This is a genomic window from Streptosporangium sp. NPDC049248, assembly GCF_040678965.1.
GTDB classification, from domain to species: domain Bacteria; phylum Actinomycetota; class Actinomycetes; order Streptosporangiales; family Streptosporangiaceae; genus Streptosporangium; species Streptosporangium fukuiense.
Genome location: NZ_JBFAQY010000022.1, coordinates 144,599 through 163,806, shown reverse-complemented (window position 1 = coordinate 163,806; position 19,208 = coordinate 144,599). Strand labels below are relative to the sequence as shown.

General features: G+C 71.0%; 18 protein-coding genes. 9 read left to right on the top strand and 9 right to left on the bottom strand.

Annotated features, from left to right (window positions below):
• Positions 1 to 261 precede the first annotated feature (261 nt).
• Positions 262 to 804, bottom strand: coding sequence for a TIGR03086 family metal-binding protein (locus AB0K21_RS31915; RefSeq protein ID WP_343979761.1), 543 nt, complete (start codon positions 802 to 804; stop codon positions 262 to 264).
• On the opposite strand from AB0K21_RS31915, the gene AB0K21_RS31910 reads away from it, so the two are divergent.
• Together AB0K21_RS31910 and AB0K21_RS31905 are read left to right on the top strand one after the other, a co-directional pair.
• Entirely contained in the window at positions 803 to 1,636 is an 834-nt protein-coding gene (locus AB0K21_RS31910) for a helix-turn-helix domain-containing protein (protein WP_364155408.1), read from the top strand. The genes AB0K21_RS31915 and AB0K21_RS31910 overlap by 2 nt on opposite strands.
• Positions 1,637 to 1,968: 332 nt before the next feature.
• On the top strand, positions 1,969 to 3,780 hold the full coding sequence (locus AB0K21_RS31905) for a hypothetical protein (protein ID WP_364155406.1): 1,812 nt from the start codon (positions 1,969 to 1,971) through the stop codon (positions 3,778 to 3,780).
• A 178-nt stretch (positions 3,781 to 3,958) separates the two neighbouring features.
• On the opposite strand, the gene AB0K21_RS31900 is transcribed toward AB0K21_RS31905, so the two are convergent.
• Positions 3,959 to 4,426, bottom strand: coding sequence for a DNA starvation/stationary phase protection protein (locus AB0K21_RS31900; RefSeq protein ID WP_343979769.1), 468 nt, complete (start codon positions 4,424 to 4,426; stop codon positions 3,959 to 3,961).
• 124 nt (positions 4,427 to 4,550) lie between these two features.
• On the opposite strand from AB0K21_RS31900, the gene AB0K21_RS31895 reads away from it, so the two are divergent.
• The 5 genes from AB0K21_RS31895 to AB0K21_RS31875 all read left to right on the top strand — a co-directional run bounded on the left by AB0K21_RS31895 (position 4,551) and on the right by AB0K21_RS31875 (position 11,161).
• Positions 4,551 to 5,399 (top strand): MerR family transcriptional regulator, encoded by an 849-nt coding sequence (locus AB0K21_RS31895; protein ID WP_364155404.1) that lies wholly within the window; start codon positions 4,551 to 4,553, stop codon positions 5,397 to 5,399.
• Entirely contained in the window at positions 5,396 to 7,726 is a 2,331-nt protein-coding gene (locus AB0K21_RS31890) for a VIT domain-containing protein (protein ID WP_364155402.1), read from the top strand. Before AB0K21_RS31895 ends, AB0K21_RS31890 begins: the two co-directional genes overlap by 4 nt.
• A gap of 192 nt (positions 7,727 to 7,918) precedes the next feature.
• Positions 7,919 to 8,776, top strand: coding sequence for a homocysteine S-methyltransferase (mmuM, locus tag AB0K21_RS31885; protein ID WP_343974288.1), 858 nt, complete (start codon positions 7,919 to 7,921; stop codon positions 8,774 to 8,776).
• A gap of 303 nt (positions 8,777 to 9,079) precedes the next feature.
• Positions 9,080 to 10,048, top strand: coding sequence for an acetylxylan esterase (locus tag AB0K21_RS31880; protein ID WP_343974285.1), 969 nt, complete (start codon positions 9,080 to 9,082; stop codon positions 10,046 to 10,048).
• A 105-nt stretch (positions 10,049 to 10,153) separates the two neighbouring features.
• On the top strand, positions 10,154 to 11,161 hold the full coding sequence (locus AB0K21_RS31875) for a substrate-binding domain-containing protein (RefSeq protein WP_343974282.1): 1,008 nt from the start codon (positions 10,154 to 10,156) through the stop codon (positions 11,159 to 11,161).
• Positions 11,162 to 11,196: 35 nt separating this feature from the next.
• On the opposite strand, the gene AB0K21_RS31870 is transcribed toward AB0K21_RS31875, so the two are convergent.
• Positions 11,197 to 11,916, bottom strand: a complete 720-nt coding sequence (locus tag AB0K21_RS31870; protein ID WP_343974279.1) for a lysophospholipid acyltransferase family protein — start codon at positions 11,914 to 11,916, stop codon at positions 11,197 to 11,199.
• A 149-nt stretch (positions 11,917 to 12,065) separates the two neighbouring features.
• On the opposite strand from AB0K21_RS31870, the gene AB0K21_RS31865 reads away from it, so the two are divergent.
• Together AB0K21_RS31865 and AB0K21_RS31860 are read left to right on the top strand one after the other, a co-directional pair.
• Positions 12,066 to 12,830 (top strand): alpha/beta fold hydrolase, encoded by a 765-nt coding sequence (locus AB0K21_RS31865; RefSeq protein ID WP_343974276.1) that lies wholly within the window; start codon positions 12,066 to 12,068, stop codon positions 12,828 to 12,830.
• A 66-nt stretch (positions 12,831 to 12,896) separates the two neighbouring features.
• On the top strand, positions 12,897 to 13,373 hold the full coding sequence (locus tag AB0K21_RS31860; protein WP_343974273.1) for a hypothetical protein: 477 nt from the start codon (positions 12,897 to 12,899) through the stop codon (positions 13,371 to 13,373).
• A gap of 15 nt (positions 13,374 to 13,388) precedes the next feature.
• On the opposite strand, the gene AB0K21_RS31855 is transcribed toward AB0K21_RS31860, so the two are convergent.
• The 6 genes from AB0K21_RS31855 to AB0K21_RS31830 form a co-directional block, all read right to left on the bottom strand.
• Positions 13,389 to 14,516: a hypothetical protein gene (locus AB0K21_RS31855; protein ID WP_343974270.1), complete on the bottom strand. Its 1,128-nt coding sequence runs from the start codon at positions 14,514 to 14,516 to the stop codon at positions 13,389 to 13,391.
• 140 nt (positions 14,517 to 14,656) lie between these two features.
• Positions 14,657 to 15,367 (bottom strand): endonuclease/exonuclease/phosphatase family protein, encoded by a 711-nt coding sequence (locus AB0K21_RS31850; RefSeq protein WP_364155398.1) that lies wholly within the window; start codon positions 15,365 to 15,367, stop codon positions 14,657 to 14,659.
• 203 nt (positions 15,368 to 15,570) lie between these two features.
• Positions 15,571 to 16,515, bottom strand: coding sequence for an ROK family glucokinase (locus AB0K21_RS31845; protein WP_343974264.1), 945 nt, complete (start codon positions 16,513 to 16,515; stop codon positions 15,571 to 15,573).
• 28 nt (positions 16,516 to 16,543) lie between these two features.
• A complete protein-coding gene (locus AB0K21_RS31840; protein WP_343974261.1) occupies positions 16,544 to 17,521 on the bottom strand; it encodes a hypothetical protein in 978 nt (325 codons plus the stop codon).
• Positions 17,514 to 18,683 carry an ArsA family ATPase gene (locus AB0K21_RS31835; RefSeq protein WP_343974258.1) on the bottom strand — a complete coding sequence of 390 codons (1,170 nt, stop codon included), beginning with the start codon at positions 18,681 to 18,683 and terminating at the stop codon, positions 17,514 to 17,516. Before AB0K21_RS31835 ends, AB0K21_RS31840 begins: the two co-directional genes overlap by 8 nt.
• A 43-nt stretch (positions 18,684 to 18,726) precedes the next feature.
• Positions 18,727 to 19,164 (bottom strand): SRPBCC family protein, encoded by a 438-nt coding sequence (locus AB0K21_RS31830; RefSeq protein WP_343974255.1) that lies wholly within the window; start codon positions 19,162 to 19,164, stop codon positions 18,727 to 18,729.
• Positions 19,165 to 19,208: the final 44 nt, after the last annotated feature.

The following is a 19,208-nucleotide window of genomic DNA, read 5'->3' as shown; positions in this document are numbered from 1 at the left end:
AGCAGCAGCCCCTGGTGCCGTTCCTGCCGATACTCGTCGCCGCGACCGTCATCCTGGTGCTCGTCGGCATGCTCGTCGGACGCAGCGGAGTGACCTCGCGCTACCCCACCTACTGGTGGTGACGACCACCTGCCCCGCCGTTCGCCATGCCCGGCTGGTATTCACCCCGTCGGTGCGCGACAGACAGCAGCGGCACGGCCACCGGCATCGGCTCCCAGCGCGGAACATCGTGCCGGGAGCCTTTTGAAGGGCTGGAGCGGATCACGGTGTCCAGGCCGGGTCCCGGCCGATGAGGCCGAGCAGGTGGTCGAACCGCGGGGCGTCGTCCGGCACCGCCACCGGCGGCCCGAAGGCGCCGCGCTGCCTGCCCGTCTCCGCCATCCGGCCGGTGAAGTCCAGCGCCCGCGAGACGGCCTCGGGGTCCGGCTCGTACTCCTGACCGGTGGCCCTGGCCAGGTCCCAGCCGTGCACGACCATGTCGACGAGGTACATGTGGGCCAGCATGGTCATCGGCAGGCCCATGGCGGGGCTGGTCCCCTCCCATGCCTCGGGCCGTGACCAGGCGGCCAGCATGCGCTCCGCCCGCTCGGGGAAGTCGCCCGCGTAGGGCCCCTGCTCGACGTTCGGCCCCTTGCGACCCAGCGACTCGAACATCTCCGCCACCCACTCGAGGTGGTTGATCAGGTCTTTGACGTCGAACTTCGCGCAGGGCGTCGAGGCCCCGAGCTGCTCCTGCCGTACCGCGCGTACCAATCCCGCGGTCCGTTCGGTGGCGTGCGTCATCAGCGGCATCATGTCGTCCATGGCAGCCATCGTGCCCCGCCTGCCCGAGGCGCGGCTTGTAGAAACGCGACAGCGCGGCTGGGTCGACCCGTACGCGGGGCTCAGCACCTTCAATTTCGCCCGCCAGGCGCCATCACCCGAAATTTCGGCGTATGTGGATCACTTCTGGGTCGTCAGCTGGACCGACCTCGCCGAGCCGTACGAACAGCGCGTCGTCTCGCATCCCACCGTGAACATGACGATCACCCAGGACTTCCACCGGATCGCGGGAGTGATCAAGGGTGGGTTCTCCTACACGATGCGGGGCAGCGGCCGCGTGCTCGGCGCGCGCTTCCGCCCCGGTGGCTTCCGGCCGTTCCTCGGCGGCCCGGTGTCCCGGCTGACCGGCCGTTTCGTGGGGATCGACGAGATGTACGGCGCAGCGGGCGCGACCCTGGTCGAGCAGGTCCTGGCCGAGCCCGACGTGCGGGCCGCCATCGCGCTCACCGAGGCGTTCCTGCTGGGTCTGGGGCCGGATCAGGATCCGCTGGCGGAGGAGGTCGCGGCGCTGGTGGCGATGGTGGAGAGCGACGTGTCCGTGACCAGGGTCGACGAGCTGGCCGCCAGATCGGGGCGGTCGGTGCGCTCGCTGCAGCGGCTGTTCCGGGACCATGTCGGCATCGGCCCCAAGTGGGTGATCCGCCGCTTCCGGCTGCACGAGGCCGCGGAGCGGGTATACCGGGGCCTCGACCTCGCCACACTGGCCGCCGAGCTCGGCTACACCGACCAGGCCCATCTGACCCGCGACTTCACCGCCGCGGTCGGCATGCCACCCGCCGCCTACGCCCGGCTCAGCGGCCAGGCCCGATCCTGACGTCCGTCCCTCCGTTGGCGAGGCGACGGTGACAGATGAGAGCGGCGGCCGGCCACCGGGGACCGGCCGGCCATGAACGTTTCCGCGTCTCACCCGGCGGGCGCACACGAGTATCCGCCTCCCGGTACGAGCCGCCCTGCCGGGAGGCGGTCACCGCCGAGGAACGCGGCATCGCACCTGGCCGGAAGCGCGGCGAAGGCAGGTGAAAGGCACCGGACCGCTCATCGACCTCGCACCGACCGCCAGGTCGGCCGGGGTGACAACCAAAGACCAAGTGATCAGCAAGTGAGGAGCTCGATCATGATCCTTTTCGCGAAGCAGAAAGGATCATAATGAAGAGGACAGCGTTGCTGCTGAGCACGGTGGTGCTCAGCGGGCTGCTGGCCACCACCCCCTCGTACGCCGCCACATCCTCCGCCCCCGCGCTCAAGACCGCTGTGGCCCAGGTGAAGGCGAGTCCCGCCAAGCGGTCGGGCGCGTGTCCGACCACGGTGGGATTCTCCGCGGTGGTGGCGGCCAAGGGCAAGGGCATCGTCCGTTACAGGTGGGTACGCGGCGACGGCGGCAAGAGCGTCGTCAAGAGCCTCCGTGTCAACGGCTCGCGCAAGGTGGTCGTGCGGGACCGGCAGACCTTCGACCGCGACACCACCGGCTGGCAGGCCGTCGAGATCCTGGGCAAGAAGGGTCTGTCGGGCAAGGCGCGGTTCAGCGTCGCCTGTGACGGTCCCGCACAGGTGTGGGACGTCTCCCACCCGCTGCCCGCCCAGCCCGGACGGTCGCTGGAGTCGGCGGCGGACGTGGACGTCAGCCCGGCCACCTACAACGGCGTCTGCCCGGCGACGGTACGGTTCACCGCGACCATCCAGGTCTCGCGCACCCCGGCCACCGTCGACTACCGGTGGATCGACAGCATCACCGGCGAGGGACGGCCGGAGACGCTGTACTTCGCCGCCGGCGGGCCGCGCCTCCGCCAGGTCACGCTGCCGATGAGCGTGGGCAGCTCCGCCCGCGGGTGGAAGGCCGTCCGCATCCTCACCCCCGGCGGACACGACTCCGGCCGCGCCGACTACGCGGTGACCTGCAAGAGCGGCCCGGCGCCCACTCCGACGTCCACTCCGACGTCCACGCCGACGTCCACGCCGAGTTCCACGCCGAGTTCCACCCCGACGTCCACGCCCACGCAGCCTCCGGTGACGCCGGGACGGCAGATCGTGGAGCTCACCCCGGGCGACTACGCGGGCACCTGCGTGGAGCCTGTCGCGTACCGGGCCACCGGGCGGGTCACGCTCCCCGCCGGGGCCGCGCAGCAGGTCACGTACTGGTGGCTCGTGGACGGCGCCGCCTGGCAGAAGCAGGTGCTGGACTTCCCCGCCTCCGCCCAGGCCCGCTCCCAGGACGTCTCCGCCTCCTGGACCCTCGGTGCCGCCGGGGGCGGCCCGCACAAGGTCGGCCTCATGGTCGAGGGCGGCCCCGCCCAGCCTGACGAGCGCTCGTACACCTTCACCTGCGACGAGGGGCCCAACGACGCCAATGTGACCTTCCGCTACGTGCTCGTGCCGCACTACGCGGGCGACTGCGACCGTTCCTTCAGCATGCGCGTGGACGGGAGGTTCACGACGGACCGGGAGACCGAGGTCAGGTACCGTCTGGTGGCCGACGGCCAGCCGGGTCCGGTCAGGAGCGAGGTGCTCAAGCCCGGCGTCGCCCAAACGATCGGCGACTTCTGGAACAAATCCGCACAGAGCAGCGGAAGCGGCACCGTACGGCTTGAGGTGCTCAACCACAACAAGCCGTTCACCCAGCAGACCTACTCCTGGACCTGTGTGCCGAAGGACCCGACGCCTGGCACGGTCCGCATCGGCGCGTTGACCTCGGTGGCCTACTACGGCGACTGCGACGCCGCGCCGTACCCGACCGCGTGGGCGAACCTCCATGCGGCTCCGGACACGGAGATCAGCTACCGCTGGGTCATCGACGGGAAGCCGGATGACACCCGCACGCTCAAGGTCGGATCCAGCGGATTCCTCGGCCTCCAGTCCGCTCACTGGACCCGGAGTTCGAAGACCAGCGGAACGGTCGCCATCGAGGTACTGAACCACAACAAGCCGACCAAGCAGGCCACGTATCCGGTGAACTGCATCTGATCGGCATCATCTCGCCCGTGGCCTCCCTGCCGGGACAGGGAGGCCACGGGCTTTCACGTTCTCCAGGCGCCTTCGCCACTCTGATCCCCCGCGAAACAGGTGCCGGCGAACAGCCCCGGGAGCCTCCCGACCAAAAAGGCGCCCCGGCCGGCGGGCCGGGGCGCCTTGGTGAGACGATCTAGCGCTGGGCCTCGATCATCCAGTGGTGCTTCTCCAGGTCCTGAGTGATCTCGATCAGGAGGTCCTGGGTCACCAGGTCGGGCTTCTCGGTGGCGGCGATCCGCTCGCGCATCCGGCGGACGATGGATCCGAGAATGTCCGTCATGGCGGCGACGACCTTGCCGTCGTTGATGTAGCCCGCCTCCAGCTGCGGCACCTCGGTGTGGTTCGCGACCGTGGTGGACCGGCCGTCGGGGTTGCAGCCGACGGCCACCGCGCGCTCGGCGACGGTGTCCGCGTGCTTCCTGGCCGACGAGACGATCTTGTCGAGCTGCAGGTGGAGTGTGCGGAAGTTATGGCCGATCACGTTCCAGTGGGCCTGCTTGGTCAGGAGCGACAGGTCGAGCAGATCGACGAGCGCACCCTGGAGCACCTGGCCGACGACCTTCTTGTCTTCTGGCTTGAGTGGACTGGTGATCGAGGACATGAAATTTTCCCCCTATTTCGAGCTCGGTTTCCCGTTTGCTACGAAATGTCCGTACCCACCTATCCGCATCCCTATCCAGCTTCTTAAATTGACAGTGTCATGATGACAGTGTCACTATCGATACATGGAATGGACCATCGGTGAACTGGCCGAGCGGGCGTCCGCGGCTCTGACCCCCACCGCCCGGCTCAACGGGCGGGTCAGGGACGTGCCCAACGAGCGGCTCATCCGGTGGTACGCCACGATCGGCCTACTCGACCCCCCCTTGGCCCGGCGCGGCCGGGTGGCCCTGTACGGCAGGCGCCACCTGCTCCAGCTCATCGCGGTCAAGCGGCGCCAGGCCGACGGCCGGACCATCGCCGAGATCCAGGCCGAGCTGACCGGGGCCACCGACCAGACCCTGGAGTCGATCGCCCGCATCCCCGAGCGGTCGCCGGAGCACCCCGCCGAGACGGTCTCCCCCAGGGCGGCACGCCCGCGTTTCTGGGCCGAGCCGTCCTCGGCTCCGGCGGAGACCAGCCTCACCGCACCGCGGAAACCCGTGCCACCACCGAAACCCGCCCCCGCCGACACCCCGCCCCTTCCGGCGTCGTCCGGCGGGGCCACGCCTCCACCCGGCCGGGCAGAGCCCCGCCCCGCCCCGTCCGGTCAGACCACACCCGGCCAGACCACACCCGGCCAGACCGCGCACGGCCCGGCCCCGTCCCATCGGCCCGTGCCCCGGGCGGGCGTACCCGCAACGCCCCCGCCCCCTCCGGCGGCCCCCCGTCCGGCCGCGGAAACCCGGCCGCCCGCGGTGATCGTGCACGGCGTACGCCTGGCGGACGGCGTGACGCTGCTGCTCGACGGCGGCGGCAGCGGCGGACGCACCCCCTCGCCCGACGACCTCGCCGAGATAGCCGCCGCGTCGCGGGAGCTCCTGTCGCTCCTGCGCGAACGCGGCCTCACACCTCCGGAAGGAACGCAACCATGATTACCTCGATCGCAACACTGTCACCGGAGGAGTGCTCGCCCGTCCCGGACGCCGGGCTGGGGACGCTCACCACCGAACGCGGCAACCTGCCGCTGGAGAGCGTGGAGGTGACCGCCGCCGTGTCCGGCCTGATGGCCGACCTCGAGGTGGTCCAGGGCTTCCACAACCCGCACGACGTGGCACTGGAGGCGACGTACGTCTTCCCGCTGCCCGACCGCGCCGCCGTGACCGCCTTCAGGATGGAGGCCGACGGGCGGGTCATCGAGGGCGTGCTCAAGGAGCGCGGCCAGGCCAGGGCCGACTACGACCAGGCGATCGCCCAGGGCAGGCGGGCCGCGATCGCCGAGGAGGACCGCCCCGACGTCTTCACCATCAGGGTCGGCAACATCGTGCCCGGCGAGCGGGTCACCGTCCATCTCACGCTGAACCAGCCGCTCCCGTACGAGGACGGCGCGGCCACCTTCCGCTTCCCGCTGGTCGTCGCCCCCCGCTACATCCCCGGCACGCCGCTGGACGGCGAGCGGGCGGGCGACGGGTGGACCCCGGACACCGACGCGGTCCCCGACGCCTCCCGGATCACCCCGCCGGTGCTGCTGCCCGGCTTCCCCAACCCGGTACGGCTCTCGCTGGCCGTCTCCGTCGACCCGGCGGGGCTGGAGTTGCGCGAGATCCGCTCCAGCCTGCACGCGGTTCTCCAGGAGGGCGGCACGATCCGCCTCCAGCCGGGCGAGCGGCTGGACCGCGACTTCATCCTGCGTCTGGCCTTCAACGCCTCCACCTCCCTGGCGGTGGTCCCCGACGACGAGAACGGCGAGGGCACGTTCACGCTGACCGTCGTCCCCGAGGCGGCACCCGCCGGAGCGAGGGCCAAGGACGTGGTGCTGGTGCTCGACCGCTCGGGCAGCATGACCGGCTGGAAGATGGTGGCCGCCCGGCGCGCCGCCGCCCGCATCGTCGACACGCTCACCTCGCGCGACCGGTTCGCGGTGCTCTCCTTCGACACCGTCGTGGAGCGGCCGGACGGGCTCGGCGAGGGGCTCTGTGCGGCGTCCGACCGCAACCGCTACCGGGCCGTGGAACATCTGGCCAGGCTGGAGGCGCGCGGCGGCACCGAGATGCTGGCCCCGCTTGAGCAGGCCGCCGCGCTGCTCGCCGACTCCGCCAGGGACCGGGTGCTGGTGCTGGTCACCGACGGGCAGGTGGGCAACGAGGACCAGATCCTGAAGCGGACCGGATCCCGGCTGGCCGGTGTGCGGGTGCACACGGTCGGCATCGACAGGGCGGTCAACGCCGGGTTCCTGGGCAGGCTCGCCGGGCTGGGCGGGGGCCGGTGCGAGCTGGTCGAGTCCGAGGACCGGCTTGACGAGGCGATGGAGCACATCCACCGCAGGATCGGCGCTCCCCTGGTCACCGACCTGGCCCTGCACTCCGACGGGCTCGACCTGATCACCGAGACGGTCGGCCACGTCGGCTCGATCTACTCCGGCGTCCCGCTCACCGTCCTCGGCCGCTACCGTGGCGCCGCCACCGGGGCGCTGACCGTACGGGGCCGGGACGCCGCGGGCCTGCCGTGGGAGCGGCGGGTCGCCTCGGCGACGGTGGACAACCCGGCGGTACGGGCGATCTGGGCTCGGGGGCGGCTGCGGACCCTGGAGGACCGCTACGCGATCGGCGACCGGTCGCTGGAGGCCGAGATCGTGGAGACCTCGCTCAGGTACGGGGTGCTCTGCCGCTTCACCGCCTTCGTCGCGGTCGACACGCAGGTGGTCGCCGAAGGCGGTCCCGGGCACCGGGTGATCCAGCCGGTGGAGCCGCCCAGCGGCTGGGAGAACCCCGTCGCCGCCGCGCCGATGATGCTGACCTCGATGGCCGCCCCGAGCGCGATGCCGAAACCGCCCATGGGGCCGCCCGGGATGGCCGCTCCCGGTTCCATGCCGAAGTTCGCGGCGAGCGCGATCGGCGGCGGCCTGCCGCAGGAGGCGGCGGCCGGCGGCTTCGACGACCGCGCCCGGATGCTGCCCCGTCCGGTGCCGGCCCCCGAGCCGCAGGGCAGGCCGCAGGAGCCGCCGCGGGAGCTGCTCGCCGAGGAGCTGAAGCGGCTGCGCGCCGCGGCGTCCCTGCCCGCCGCCGAACGGCTGTGCGTGCTGGAGGACCTGGGCAGCCGCCTCGCGGCCCTGGTGATCTACCTCGGCGGCCACGCGGAGCTGGCGGCCCTGGCCGAGGAGCTGCGGGCCGGCGGGGACGTGGACGCCCTGTGGCAGCGGGCCGTGGAGGTTCTGGAGGCCCTGGTGGGCACCGGCGGACGCCGTCCGTTCTGGAAGCGATGACCTCTTCCGGGCCCGGACGGACCACCGGACGGGCCGGGCCCGGAGAAGGTGTCCGCTGAACTCCGTCGCCCGTGGCGTTCTCCGGCGCAGGACACCGGAGGTCCGCGATTCCCGGCACCACGGGCATGGTTCGGCGGGGCCGGTACGGGACAGCGGGCTTCCCGGCCTCGCGGCTCCACATAAAGTAGCGGAATGGTGATTCTGGACGGCGGCCTGGCCACCCATTTGGAGGAGCTGGGCGCGGACCTGCGAGACGACCTGTGGTCGGCGAAGCTCCTGCTGGAGAACCCCTCCGTGATCCGGCAGGCGCATCTCGACTACTTCACCGCCGGTGCCGAGGTGGCGATAACGGCGAGTTATCAGGCGAGCATACCGGCGTTTCTGCGGCGGGGACTGAGCGCCGCCGAGGCCGAGGACCTGATCCTGCTCTCCGTGCACCTCGCCGCCCAGGCCAGGGACACCCACGGCTCGGGCACCGTGGCCGCCAGCGTCGGACCGTACGGCGCCTACCTGGCCAACGGCGCCGAGTACACCGGAAAGTACGACCTCGACGAGGACGGCCTGACCGACTGGCACCGCGACCGCTGGCACATCCTGGCCGACAGCGAGGCCGACCTGCTGGCCTGCGAGACCATCCCCTCCTACCCCGAGGCGAGGGCGCTCCGGCGGCTGCTGGCCGAGACGCCGGGGATGCGGGCGTGGGTGAGCTTCTCCTGCCGCGACGGCGAGCACATCAACGACGGCACCCCGCTGCGGACCGCGGCCCGCCTGTTCGCCGGCAACCCCCAGGTGATCGCGATCGGCGTCAACTGCACGGCACCGCGCCACGTGCTCAACCTGATCTCCCAGATCAAGGGCAAGCCCACCATGGCCTACCCCAACTCCGGCGAGGTCTGGGACTCGGCGAACCACCGCTGGCTCGGGCTGGCCGACCCGGTGGAGTTCGGCGAGGCGGCGGCCGGGTGGAACGCGGCGGGCTCCGCCTTCGTCGGCGGCTGCTGCCGCACCACGCCGGAACACATCCGCCAGATCCGCGCCCACCTGGCCTGATCAGGCGAGGTCCCGCCGTCACCTCGCCGGCGGGACCTCGGCGACCGGGTCGGGGCCGCAGCGCCGCCGCAGCGCTCCAGGTGCCGGGTCGCGACCAGGCTTAAAAACGTTTCAGCAGTGACGAACAGGCCGAGCGGCAGGTCGGGCACCATCGATGCCGCCTCAACGCCCCAGGCGGGATCGCCGGATTGATACGTTCTCGCCGGCCGGAACCCCGCACTACCCCCGGGCACCGCGACGGCCTACGGTAGTGATCGGCCGGCGCCCAGGACGCCGGAGCGCGTTCCGCCCCCAGGAGGTCTCTTGTTCGTCGACATGCCCCTCGACCAGCTCAGGGAGTACCGGCCCGAGCGCCGGGAACCCGACGGGTTCGACGCCTTCTGGGCGAGGACGCTTGCCGAGACCCGCGAGCACGACCTGAACGCCGTCTTCACCGAGGTGGAGACGGACCTGGCCCTGGTCCGCTGCTTCGACGTCGGTTACGCGGGCTTCGGCGGCCAGGAGATCAAGGGCTGGCTGCTGCTGCCCGCCGCGGCCGAGGAGCCGCTGCCGTGTGTGGTGCAGTACATCGGCTACAACGGCGGCCGGGGGCTGCCGCACGACTGGCTCACCTGGCCTGCGGCCGGATGGGCGGTCCTCGTCATGGACTCCCGCGGGCAGGGCGGCGGCTGGCGGCCCGGTGACACGCCCGATCCGGTGGGAGGCACCGGAGCGCAGAGCAGCGGCAAGCTCACCCAGGGCGTGTCCGACCCCGACGACTACTACTTCCGGCGCCTCTACACCGACGGGGTCAGGGCGGTCGAGGCCGCCCGCGCGCACCCGCTGGTGGACGCCTCGCGCATCGTCGTCTCCGGCGGCAGCCAGGGCGGCGGCCTCGCGATGGCGGTGAGCGCGCTGGTACCCGGCCTGCTGTTCGCCTTCATCGACGTGCCGTTCATGTCGCACATCCGCCGCGCCGCCGAGATCACCGACGAGGACCCCTACGCCGAGCTCGGCCGGTTCCTCAAGTCCAACCGCCGCCGGGTCGACCAGGTCTTCGCCACCCTCGACCACTTCGACGGCATGAACTTCGCCGCCCGCAACACCACGCCCGCGCTCTTCTCCGTCGGCCTGCGCGACGGCATCACCCCCGCCTCCACGGTCTTCGCCGCCTACAACCACTACGCCGGTGACAAGGACATCCGGGTGTGGGCCTTCAACGGCCACGAGGGGGGCGAGTCCGACCAGATCGCCGAGCAGCTCAGCGTCGCCAGGAAACTGCTGACAGGCTGACCGGCCGGATATGCTTGTCGAAACGTTTTAGTTAAAAGCCAGAGGTGAGCTGTAAACGGTGACTTCGCTGGCGCTCGTACGGTTGTTACGTTTTAATCAGTGCACATGAGTTCGGTGAGCATCAAGGAAGTGGCCGCGCGGGCCGGAGTCTCCCCGGGAACGGTCTCCAACGTGCTCAACCGCCCGGAGAAGGTCGCCGAGTCCACCCGCTCCCGGGTCGAGAAGGCCATTCGCGAGCTGGGGTTCGTCCGGCACGGCTCCGCCTCCAGCCTGCGGGCCGGGCACAGCCGCACCGTCGGCCTCTCGGTCATCGACATCGGCAACCCCTTCTTCACGGATGTGGCCGCCGGGGTCGAGGAGGTGGCCAGCGAGCGCGGGTACGCGGTGATCCTGGGCAACTCCTCGGGCGACAGGCTCAAGGAGGAGCGCAATCTCCTGGTCTTCGCCGAGCAGCGGGTCCGCGGAGTGCTCATCACCCCCGCCGGGGGGGACCTGGCCAAGCTCGACCAGCTCAGGGGGCGCGGCATCAACGTGGTCCTGGTGGATCACCCCGCCGAGCGCGCCGACCAGTGCTCGGTGGCGGTCAACGACATCACCGGCGGCTCCCTCGCGGTCTCCCACCTGCTGGCCGCCGGGGCCGGCCGGATCGCCTACGTCACCGGCCCCCTCACCATCCGCCAGTGCGCCGACCGCCTGACCGGGGCCGAGCGGGCGCTGTCCGCGGCGGGCCGCGACCCCGGGCAGGTGCTGGAGGAGGTCGCGATGAGCGCGATGAACGCCAGGTCCGGTCAGCAGGCCGCGGAGAAGCTCGTCGCCGAGGGGCGGCTGCCGGACGCCGTGTTCTGCGCGAACGACCTGCTGGCCCTCGGCGTGCTGCGGGGGCTGCTCCACGCGGGCGTGCGGGTCCCCCAGGACGTCCTGCTCATCGGTTACGACGACATCGACTTCGCCTCGGCGTCCGCGGTCTCGCTCAGCTCGATCCGGCAGCCGACCCACCGGCTCGGCAGGGTGGCCACCGAACTGCTGCTCGACGAGTGCGACAACCCGGAGTCCCACGCCCACCGGCAGGTCATGTTCCAGCCCGAACTGGTCGTCCGCGAGTCGACCCGCTGATCTCCGCCGGCCGCCCGTGCGGAGACCCGGGACGTTCAGGTGCGCTCGCGTGCCCGAACGACGGCCTCCTTGGCGGCGCGGGCGGCCTCGGCCTTGGCACTCGCGGCATACCTGTCGACGTACTCCTGGCCGGAGAGCTCCATCAGCGCGTACATGATCTCGTCGGTGACGGCGCGCAGCACGAGGCGGTCCTCCTCCATTCCGTAGTAGCGGGTGAAGTCCAGCGGCTTGCCGAACTTCACACCGGGACGGATGCCCAGCTTGGGCAGGATGCGGCCGGGAGGCATCATCTCGAAGGTGTTGACCATCGCCCACGGGATGACCGGCACGCGTGACTCCAGCGCCAGGCGGGCCACCCCGGTCTTGCCCTTGTAGAGACGTCCGTCGTGGGAGCGGGTGCCCTCGGGATAGATGGCGAGCACATGGCCCTCGTCAAGGATGCGCCTGCCGGTGCGGAGCGCCGCCTCGCTGGCCTTGCCCCCCGAGCGGTCGATCGGGACGGTGCCGACGCCACTGAAGAAGGCCCTGCTCACCATGCCCTTGAGGCCGCGGCCGGTGAAGTAGTCGGACTTGCCGAGAGAGATCACCTTGCGCCGCAGGAAGAGCGCACCGAAGAAATGGTCGGCGAATGACAGGTGGTTTCCGGCCAGGATCACCGGCCCCTGCCTCGGCACATTGTCCACGCCCTCCACCCACGGGCGGAAAATCACGTGGAGTAGGGGTCCGAGGATCGCCTTCACCACCCAGTAGAACACTCCATGCTCCTTCAGTTGACAGGCGAGGACCTGGAGTTATCCTCCCACTTCCGGCCTCGGTCACCTACACCACCGAACCACCCAAATCGACCTCTCGCAAAACACGCCCCAGTCGTGCGACGATCGGGCGAACCTTACAAGGAGCCGCGATGCCAGTCATGCCCGGTGCGGAGGCGTACCACCATGCGGGAGGACAGATCGGCGTCCTGCTCTGTCATGGATTTACCGGATCACCGCAGTCCCTGCGTCCGTGGGGCGAGTACCTGGCGGCGGCGGGCATCACCGTTTCGCTGCCACGGCTGCCCGGCCACGGCACCACCTGGCAGGAGATGAGCCACACCCGCTGGGAGGACTGGTACGCCGAGCTGGACAAGTCCCTGGCGGACCTGCGCGGCGCCTGCGCCGAGGTCTTCGTCATGGGCCTGTCGCTCGGCGGCTGCATGGCGCTGCGGCTGGCCGAGGTGCACGGCGACCGGATCAGCGGGCTGGTGATCGTCAACCCGTCGGTGACCAACGACGTGCCGCTGCTCAGGCTGGCCCCCCTGCTCAGGTTCGTGATCGCGTCGGTGCCCGGTGTGGCGGGAGACATCAAGAAGGAGGGGGCGACCGAGCTCGGCTATCCGCGCACACCGGTCAAGGCCGCGGCCACCCTCCCCCGGCTCTGGGCGCTGACGCAGTCGGAGCTGAGCAAGATCACCCAACCCGTACTGGTTTTTCATAGCCCACAGGATCATGTTGTGAAACCGGCGAGTGTGCGTATTCTGCGTGAGAAGCTGACCGGGGGGAATCTGAATGTGGTGGAGCTCGCCGACAGCTACCACGTCGCGACTCTTGACAATGATGCGGATCAGATCTTTGCGGGGAGCCTGGAGTTCATCAAGACGAACGCGTCTGTACCCTTGCAGAGAGACTGATCCCGAGCGGAGGATGCGCGGTCTCCGGGAGAAAGTGATCGGCCGATGAACAACGGGCCCAGCTAAGTGACACCTCAAAGTGACGAGGACGAGGTCTGGCGTCAGATCATCGCATCCTTCAACGACCCCGCCGAGCATGACTCGGCACATCAGCCGTGGCCGGACAGCGAGAACCTGCCGGCCGAACCTCCGCGACGAGTGATCAAGCAGTCGGACGAGGAAGACCTCCTGCGTGAGGACGACCTGGTCGACGACGACGCAGACACCGACACCGAACGGAGTGACGGCGAAGAGGAGGAGCACTACGTGCCTCCGCCACCACCCCCGCTGCCCAAGACCGACGCCGCCACCAAGATCGCATGGTTGGCCCTGTTCGGCGGGCCCGCCTACCTGCTGCTCAGCGCCGCGCTCAGCTGGAACCTGCAGGGCTGGATGCTGTTCACCGCGGTCGCCGCGTTCATCGGTGGTTTCGTGGCGCTGGTGGTCCGCATGGGCGACGGTCCGCCCAACGACTCCGGCTGGGACGACGGCGCGGTCATCTGAGCGGGAGGCCTCGCCTTACGGCTTGGCGCGCATCGGGGTGCCGAAGCGCTCGATCACGTCCGTGTACTTGCCGGAGGCGTCGACCACGTGGCCGACCGACCACACGGTGCCGGTGCCCGGCAGATAGGTCACGGCCTGGAGCCGCACCGTCCGGGAGTCGGTGGTCTCGGGACCGCGCAACGCCTTGACCTTGTGCCCGTCGTAGCGGAGCAGGAACGCCTCGCCTGGCCGGTCCAGGTCGACCCCGGAGATCCAGAAGTGGCCCCTGCGGTCGCCGGTCACCCCGTACAGGCGGATGTCACCGGCGGGCGGGGACACCCGGGACCACTTCTTACCGTTCCACGACAGAATCAACGGGACGGTCTCGCCGGCCCCCCGGTAGAGGCCGCCGACGGCGATCGCCCGCTTCGGCCCGTCGAGGTGGACGTCACGCAGGTAGCCGCCGGGGATCTCGGGGGTCTTGAAAGGCTTCCAGCGCCCGCCGGACTGCCTCATGATCAACGGCTTGCCCGCGGCGTCGCCCACCGCCCACCCGTCGCTCCTGCCCGACAGCGCCACGCCGTACAGCGTGCCCCTGCCGGGAAGCTGGGTGAGCTTCCACTTCGAACCGGCGCCGGACACGATCAGGGGCAGCCTGCCGCGGCGGCCGACGGCGACCACCCGACCGGGGACGGCCGCCACCCCGCCCAGCCAGTCACCCGCGTGCAGTTTGTCGACGACGACCCTGTCGAAGGCCGCCCCGTCTCCCTTCGCCAGGTAGGGAAGACCGTCATGTCCCTCGCCGACGGCCCACAGCTCCGACGCCGAGGCCGCCGCGACGGAACGCAGGGGCCCCGCGCCCGTCGGGTCGTTGCGGATGCCGACCTCGTTCCAGGAGGAACCGTTCCAGTGGGTGATCGCGCCACGGCTCTGCCAGACGTCCCAGACGCTCTGCTGACCCACCGCCCACACACTCGTGGCCGAGACGCCCACCACGTCGGAGAGCGATCCGTCACTGCTCAGGCCCGCGCTGGCCGGAGCCTGCCAGGCATCGGCCACGGGCGGGCTGACGGGATCGGCATGTGCTGGAGAGGTGTGCGAGGACAGCAGGAGCAGGCCTCCCGCGCAGAGAGCCAGCGCACGCCGCGGAAGGCGACGGGTCATGTTTCAAATGGTACGGGGCTCCTCCCCTCCCCGTGTCCCGGTCTCTCCAGTTGACGGGCGTGATCCGGGAAGACTCCCTGCCGTTCGTCACGAAAACCCTGATCCCGCCGGTCTTCCCGGCTCCCCGGAAGGCGGGCTCCTCAGAGGTGGGGCCCGGGGTGCCGAAGATCCAGTTCAACGATCACCGGCAGGTGGTCGGTGGCGGCCACCAGGTCCGCCGGATCGGCCTCGACACCCCCGCAGGAGGCCACGGAGAGGCCGGCCATCGCGAAGATCGCGTCGATCCGCTTGTGCGGCCCCCTGGCCGGGAAGGTGAAGCCGTCACCGCGCGGTGAGACCGGGTAGCAGTCGGTCAGCCGTTCGGCGAGGTGCTGCCAGCTCGGCTGGCCGGACTGCTCGTTGATGTCTCCGGCCAGCACCGGCAGCGCGCCGAACCGGTCGGCCACCTCTCCCAGGAGCCTCACCGCCTCGCCCGCGTGCCGGCGCCTGGCCGTCTCGTCGAGGTCGAGGTGGATGGAGCCGACGGCGATCCGCCGTCCCTCCGCCTCCACCACGGCGATCGCGATGGCCCGCCGCTCCAGGGGAAAGAAGGACTCCAGCAGACGCCCCTCCCCGTGCAGCAGCCGCACGCCGGGACCGGTCAGCACGGCGACGCCGCCCCTGCGGCGGCCGGCCGCCACGGACAGTCCGCCGAAGGCGGCCAGCCGTCTGCGTCTGCGGCGCCAGCAGAGGAACCGGGGTGCCTCCTGCACACAGAGCACGTCCGCGCGGAGCGCGGCGACCACTCGCTCCAGCGCCGGGATGTCGTCCCTCATGGAACGCACGTTGTAGCTGGCGATCCTGAGCACCACGGCTACCTCACTTCGCGACGCGTGACGCGAGGGTAACCGGGCACCGCCGGATATACCAGCCATCCGCCCCTGATCGGTATGCGGGCCGTCGGCGGGCGGCGATGTGCCCCGAGCGGGGTCTCCGGCCGACGCGGCCCGGTGGTGCCCCGCCCGGCGGACCGGAGAAAGGCTCCCCTGAGCGGCTTTCGGGAGGAAGACCCCGGTCAGCGCCGGCGGGCGAGATCCGCGGCGCCCACCAGGCCCGCCGAGGCACCGAGTTCGGCCAGCCGGATGTCGGCCAGCGGGCGGTGCCCCCGGCCACTCAGGTGCGTGGCGAAGAACTCGCGGGTCTCGTCGATCCACAGATCCGCGGCGCGCGAGACACCGCCGCCGAGCACGAAGCAGCCGGGGTCGAGGACGGCCACGAGGTCGGCCAGCCCCTGACCGATCCAGCGGGCCATCGAGGAGAACGCGGCCAGCGCGGCCGGGTCGCCCTGCCTGGCCGCCTCGGTGACCTCGTGGCCCTCGATCTGTTCCGGCGTTCCGCCGGCGATCTTCAGGAGCGTGACGGCCCTGTCCGGCTCGGCCTCGGCGATCTTCCTGGCCTCGTTGACCAGGGCGCTGCCACTGGCGTACTGCTCCCAGCAGCCGAGGTTGCCGCACCCGCACAGGCGTCCCTGGGGGACCGCCTGCATGTGGCCGAACTCGGCGCCCATGCCCCAGCGCCCCCGGTAGAGGGAACCGTCGAACACGATGCCGCCGCCGATGCCGGTGCCGACGGTCACGCACACCAGGTGGCTCTCCCCCCGACCGGCGCCGAACCTGGCCTCACCCCATGCCATCGCGTTGGCGTCGTTCTCCACCACGACGGGCAGGCCGACCAGGTCGGAGACCTTCTTCTGCAGGGGCTCCTCGCGCCAGGCGAGGTTGGGGGCGAACCGGACGATGGACCGGGTCTCGTCGACGAACCCGGCGGCGCCGAGACCGACGGCCTCGATCTCGCGGTCCCTGGCGAGTTCCAGGATCACGTCACCGATCGTGTGGGCGACCCGCTCGGGGTTCTCGGCCGGGGTGGGCCGCAGCAGGTGCGCGACGATCCGGCCGTCCTCGTCGACGACTCCCGCCGCGACCTTCGTACCGCCGATGTCCACGCCGATGGTCAGCGCCATTGTCCGTTTCTTCCTCTCCCCCTGGGGCTCACCCCAGGTCGATGTGCTCCACGGGGGTGTCCTCGCGCTCGCGCTCCCGTGCCCGCTGGCCTGGCGCGGGCTTGCCGAGCCCCTCGACCGCCGACTTGAAGGCGGCGAACAACTCGGTGCCGGCCTGCATGAGGTGATCGGTGACGGCGGCTCCCGACTCACGCTGCGCGGCCATCGCGCGGCAGACGGGGCAGGCCCGGCAGATGTACTCCTCGGGCTCGGAGACCGCCTCCTCCCACACGTCCCGCTCTCTTCCTCGGCCGCCACCGGAGAACGCGCTGCCGAAACCGGTCATCGTGCCCTTGATCAGATTCTTGCGCAGTTCCCTGGTCGCCTTCTGCTGCAGCGTGTCGAAGAGTTTGAACGCCTCCTCGGCGGCGCTGCCCAGTGGGTCCCTACCTGCTTCGGCCCATTCCTCACGGGCCCGCTCGTCTCGCCCGCGCTCCTCGGTCCCGCCCGGCTCCTCGCGCTCGCCGGGGCGGCCCCACGGGGTCCAGCCGGTCCGCTCCTCGCGCCGGGCCCGATCGGCGCGCTCGAACCACTCGGCGCGCGCGTCGCGCTCGGCCTGCTCCGAGGCCGGGGCCCGCCCGGGATCCGAAGCCCCGGGCGCGACCTCGATCCGCTCGACGGGCTCGATCCCCGCCTCAGCCGCCTCGACCGACTCGACGGACTCGGCCGATCCGGTACGCCGGGCACGCCCGGACCGCGCGGCTCCCCCGGCGGGCTTCGCACGACGGCTCTTCGGAGTCTTCTCGGCGGCTCCGGTGCCGGCGGTCTCGGCGGCGACCTCCGGTGTCACGGCGTCAGCCGCCTTACCCGGCTTCCTGGGCGCACGCGACTTCGAGGTCTTCTCGGCGGCTCCGGTGCCGGCGGTCTCGGCGGCGACCTCCGGTGTCACGGCGTCAGCCGCCTTACCCGGCTTTCTGGGCGCACGCGGCTTCGGGGTCTTCTCTGCGTCATTCGTGTTATCAGTCATCAGGCCCTCCCGCTTCGAACCGTACCCGGAGAAACCCGTCTCGGAGCGCGGCTTCCCGCACCGACCTGCGAGCCAGCGCGGCGGGCAGGGCCAGGACCCGGCGGTAGGAACCGGCGTTGACGATCAGTTCGTCGCCCTTGCGCGCCAGATCCACCTCGTTCTTGTCCGCGAGCGGCAGGGCCAGGATCAGCTCGCCCTCGGCGGTGATCCGCAGCGGCGGGTCGACGGAGGGCGGGGCGAAGGGGTCGCTCCCCCGGTACATGGCCTCGGCGACACCGGCGAGGGCGTCGAGGCCGACGGGTTCGGCCTCGAGGTAGGGCACGGTGTGCACGGGCAGCGGCGCGAAGGACTCCTCGACCTCGGCCAGGTGCAGGGCCTGGGCCCGCACCCACCGCTGCCGCCACTCGTCGGCGCCCTCCGAGGGGAAGACCCGGTTGGCGATCACCGCGTCGACGCGGTAGCCGTACAGGCTGAGGGAGGTGAGCGTGCGGCGGGCCTCGGCCAGCACGACGGCCTCCGGGGTGAGCACCAGCCGGACGCTCGCGTCGGGCCCGGTGAGCAGCTCTCGCACCTCCAGCAATCCCCGGTGGAGCCGCTCCCCGGCGCCCACCACGTGGTCTTCCGGCACACTGACCTGCGCCAGGCGGCGGATCAGCGGGGAGAGGGTGCGCAGCAGCCGCCTGCCGACGGGCAGCAGCCGGTTCACGTGCCAGTCGAGGGCCTCGGGCAGGGCCAGCAGCCTGAGCGTCTCGGCGGTCGGGGCGCAGTCGATGACGATGACGTCCCACAGTCCGGTGCTCGCCTGCTCGCGCAGCTCCAGCAGCGCGATGACCTCCTCGGCGCCGGGCAGCACCGTGATCTCCTCGGCGGTCACCTCGTCGAGGCCGAGCTCGGCGAAGACGCCCCTGGCATAGTCGCGCAGCTCACCCCACTGGCGCTCCAGCGCCCGTTGGGTGTCGACCTGCTGCAGGGAGAGGCCGGGGGCGATCTCGGTGGGCTCCGTCGCGGCGTGCACGCCGAGGGCGTCGGCCAGCGAATGGGCGGTGTCCGTGGAGACCACCAGGGTCTTGAGGCCGGACCGGGCGGCGAGGGTGGCGGTGGCCGCGGCGGCGGTCGTCTTGCCGACGCCGCCCTTGCCGGTGAAGAGCAGGACCCGGCTCACGTCGTCCTCCCGAGGGACGGTTCCGCGATCACGCCCCGCTCCCTCATCGGGTCTCGACGCGCTTCTTCAGCCCCTTCAGGGCGGTGTCGACGATGACCTTCTCCGCCTTCCGCTTGATCATGCCGATCATCGGAACCTTGAGGTCGACGGCGAGTTCGTACGTCACCTCGGTGCCGCCGCCCGCGTCGGCGAGACGGTAGCTCCCGGTGAGCCCGGAGACCATCTTCCCCGCCTCGGCGATGTGCCAGTCGACCGACTCGTCGCCGTACCAGGTGTAGCGGAGGGTGTACTCGTCGCTGATCACACCCGCGTCGAGGACGAACCTGACCGTGGCCGGGCGGCCGTCCTCCCCCGTGGAGAGGATCCGCGCGGACTTCACCTGGCCCGCCCACCGGGGATAGGAGGGGAAGTCGGCGATGACCGCCATGATGTTCGACCGGTCCGCGCCGATCGTGATGCTGGAGGTGGTGCGATCAGCCATGGGCCAACCGTACTGCTTCACGATCGTCCGCGTACGCCTGGCGG

Excerpts from the sequence above, each read along its gene's own strand:
- AB0K21_RS31865 (WP_343974276.1), top strand. The coding sequence starts at position 12,066 with ATGCCAGTCATGCCCGGTGCGGAGGCGTACCACCATGCGGGAGGACAG.
- AB0K21_RS31900 (WP_343979769.1), bottom strand. The coding sequence starts at position 4,426 with ATGTCCTCGATCACCAGTCCACTCAAGCCAGAAGACAAGAAGGTCGTC.
- AB0K21_RS31840 (WP_343974261.1), bottom strand. The coding sequence starts at position 17,521 with ATGACTGATAACACGAATGACGCAGAGAAGACCCCGAAGCCGCGTGCG.
- AB0K21_RS31890 (WP_364155402.1), top strand. The coding sequence starts at position 5,396 with ATGATTACCTCGATCGCAACACTGTCACCGGAGGAGTGCTCGCCCGTC.
- AB0K21_RS31895 (WP_364155404.1), top strand. The coding sequence starts at position 4,551 with ATGGAATGGACCATCGGTGAACTGGCCGAGCGGGCGTCCGCGGCTCTG.
- AB0K21_RS31915 (WP_343979761.1), bottom strand. The coding sequence starts at position 804 with ATGGACGACATGATGCCGCTGATGACGCACGCCACCGAACGGACCGCG.
- AB0K21_RS31845 (WP_343974264.1), bottom strand. The coding sequence starts at position 16,515 with ATGGCGCTGACCATCGGCGTGGACATCGGCGGTACGAAGGTCGCGGCG.
- AB0K21_RS31905 (WP_364155406.1), top strand. The coding sequence starts at position 1,969 with ATGAAGAGGACAGCGTTGCTGCTGAGCACGGTGGTGCTCAGCGGGCTG.
- AB0K21_RS31910 (WP_364155408.1), top strand. The coding sequence starts at position 803 with ATGGCAGCCATCGTGCCCCGCCTGCCCGAGGCGCGGCTTGTAGAAACG.
- AB0K21_RS31855 (WP_343974270.1), bottom strand. The coding sequence starts at position 14,516 with ATGACCCGTCGCCTTCCGCGGCGTGCGCTGGCTCTCTGCGCGGGAGGC.
- AB0K21_RS31830 (WP_343974255.1), bottom strand. The coding sequence starts at position 19,164 with ATGGCTGATCGCACCACCTCCAGCATCACGATCGGCGCGGACCGGTCG.
- mmuM (WP_343974288.1), top strand. The coding sequence starts at position 7,919 with ATGGTGATTCTGGACGGCGGCCTGGCCACCCATTTGGAGGAGCTGGGC.
- AB0K21_RS31875 (WP_343974282.1), top strand. The coding sequence starts at position 10,154 with ATGAGTTCGGTGAGCATCAAGGAAGTGGCCGCGCGGGCCGGAGTCTCC.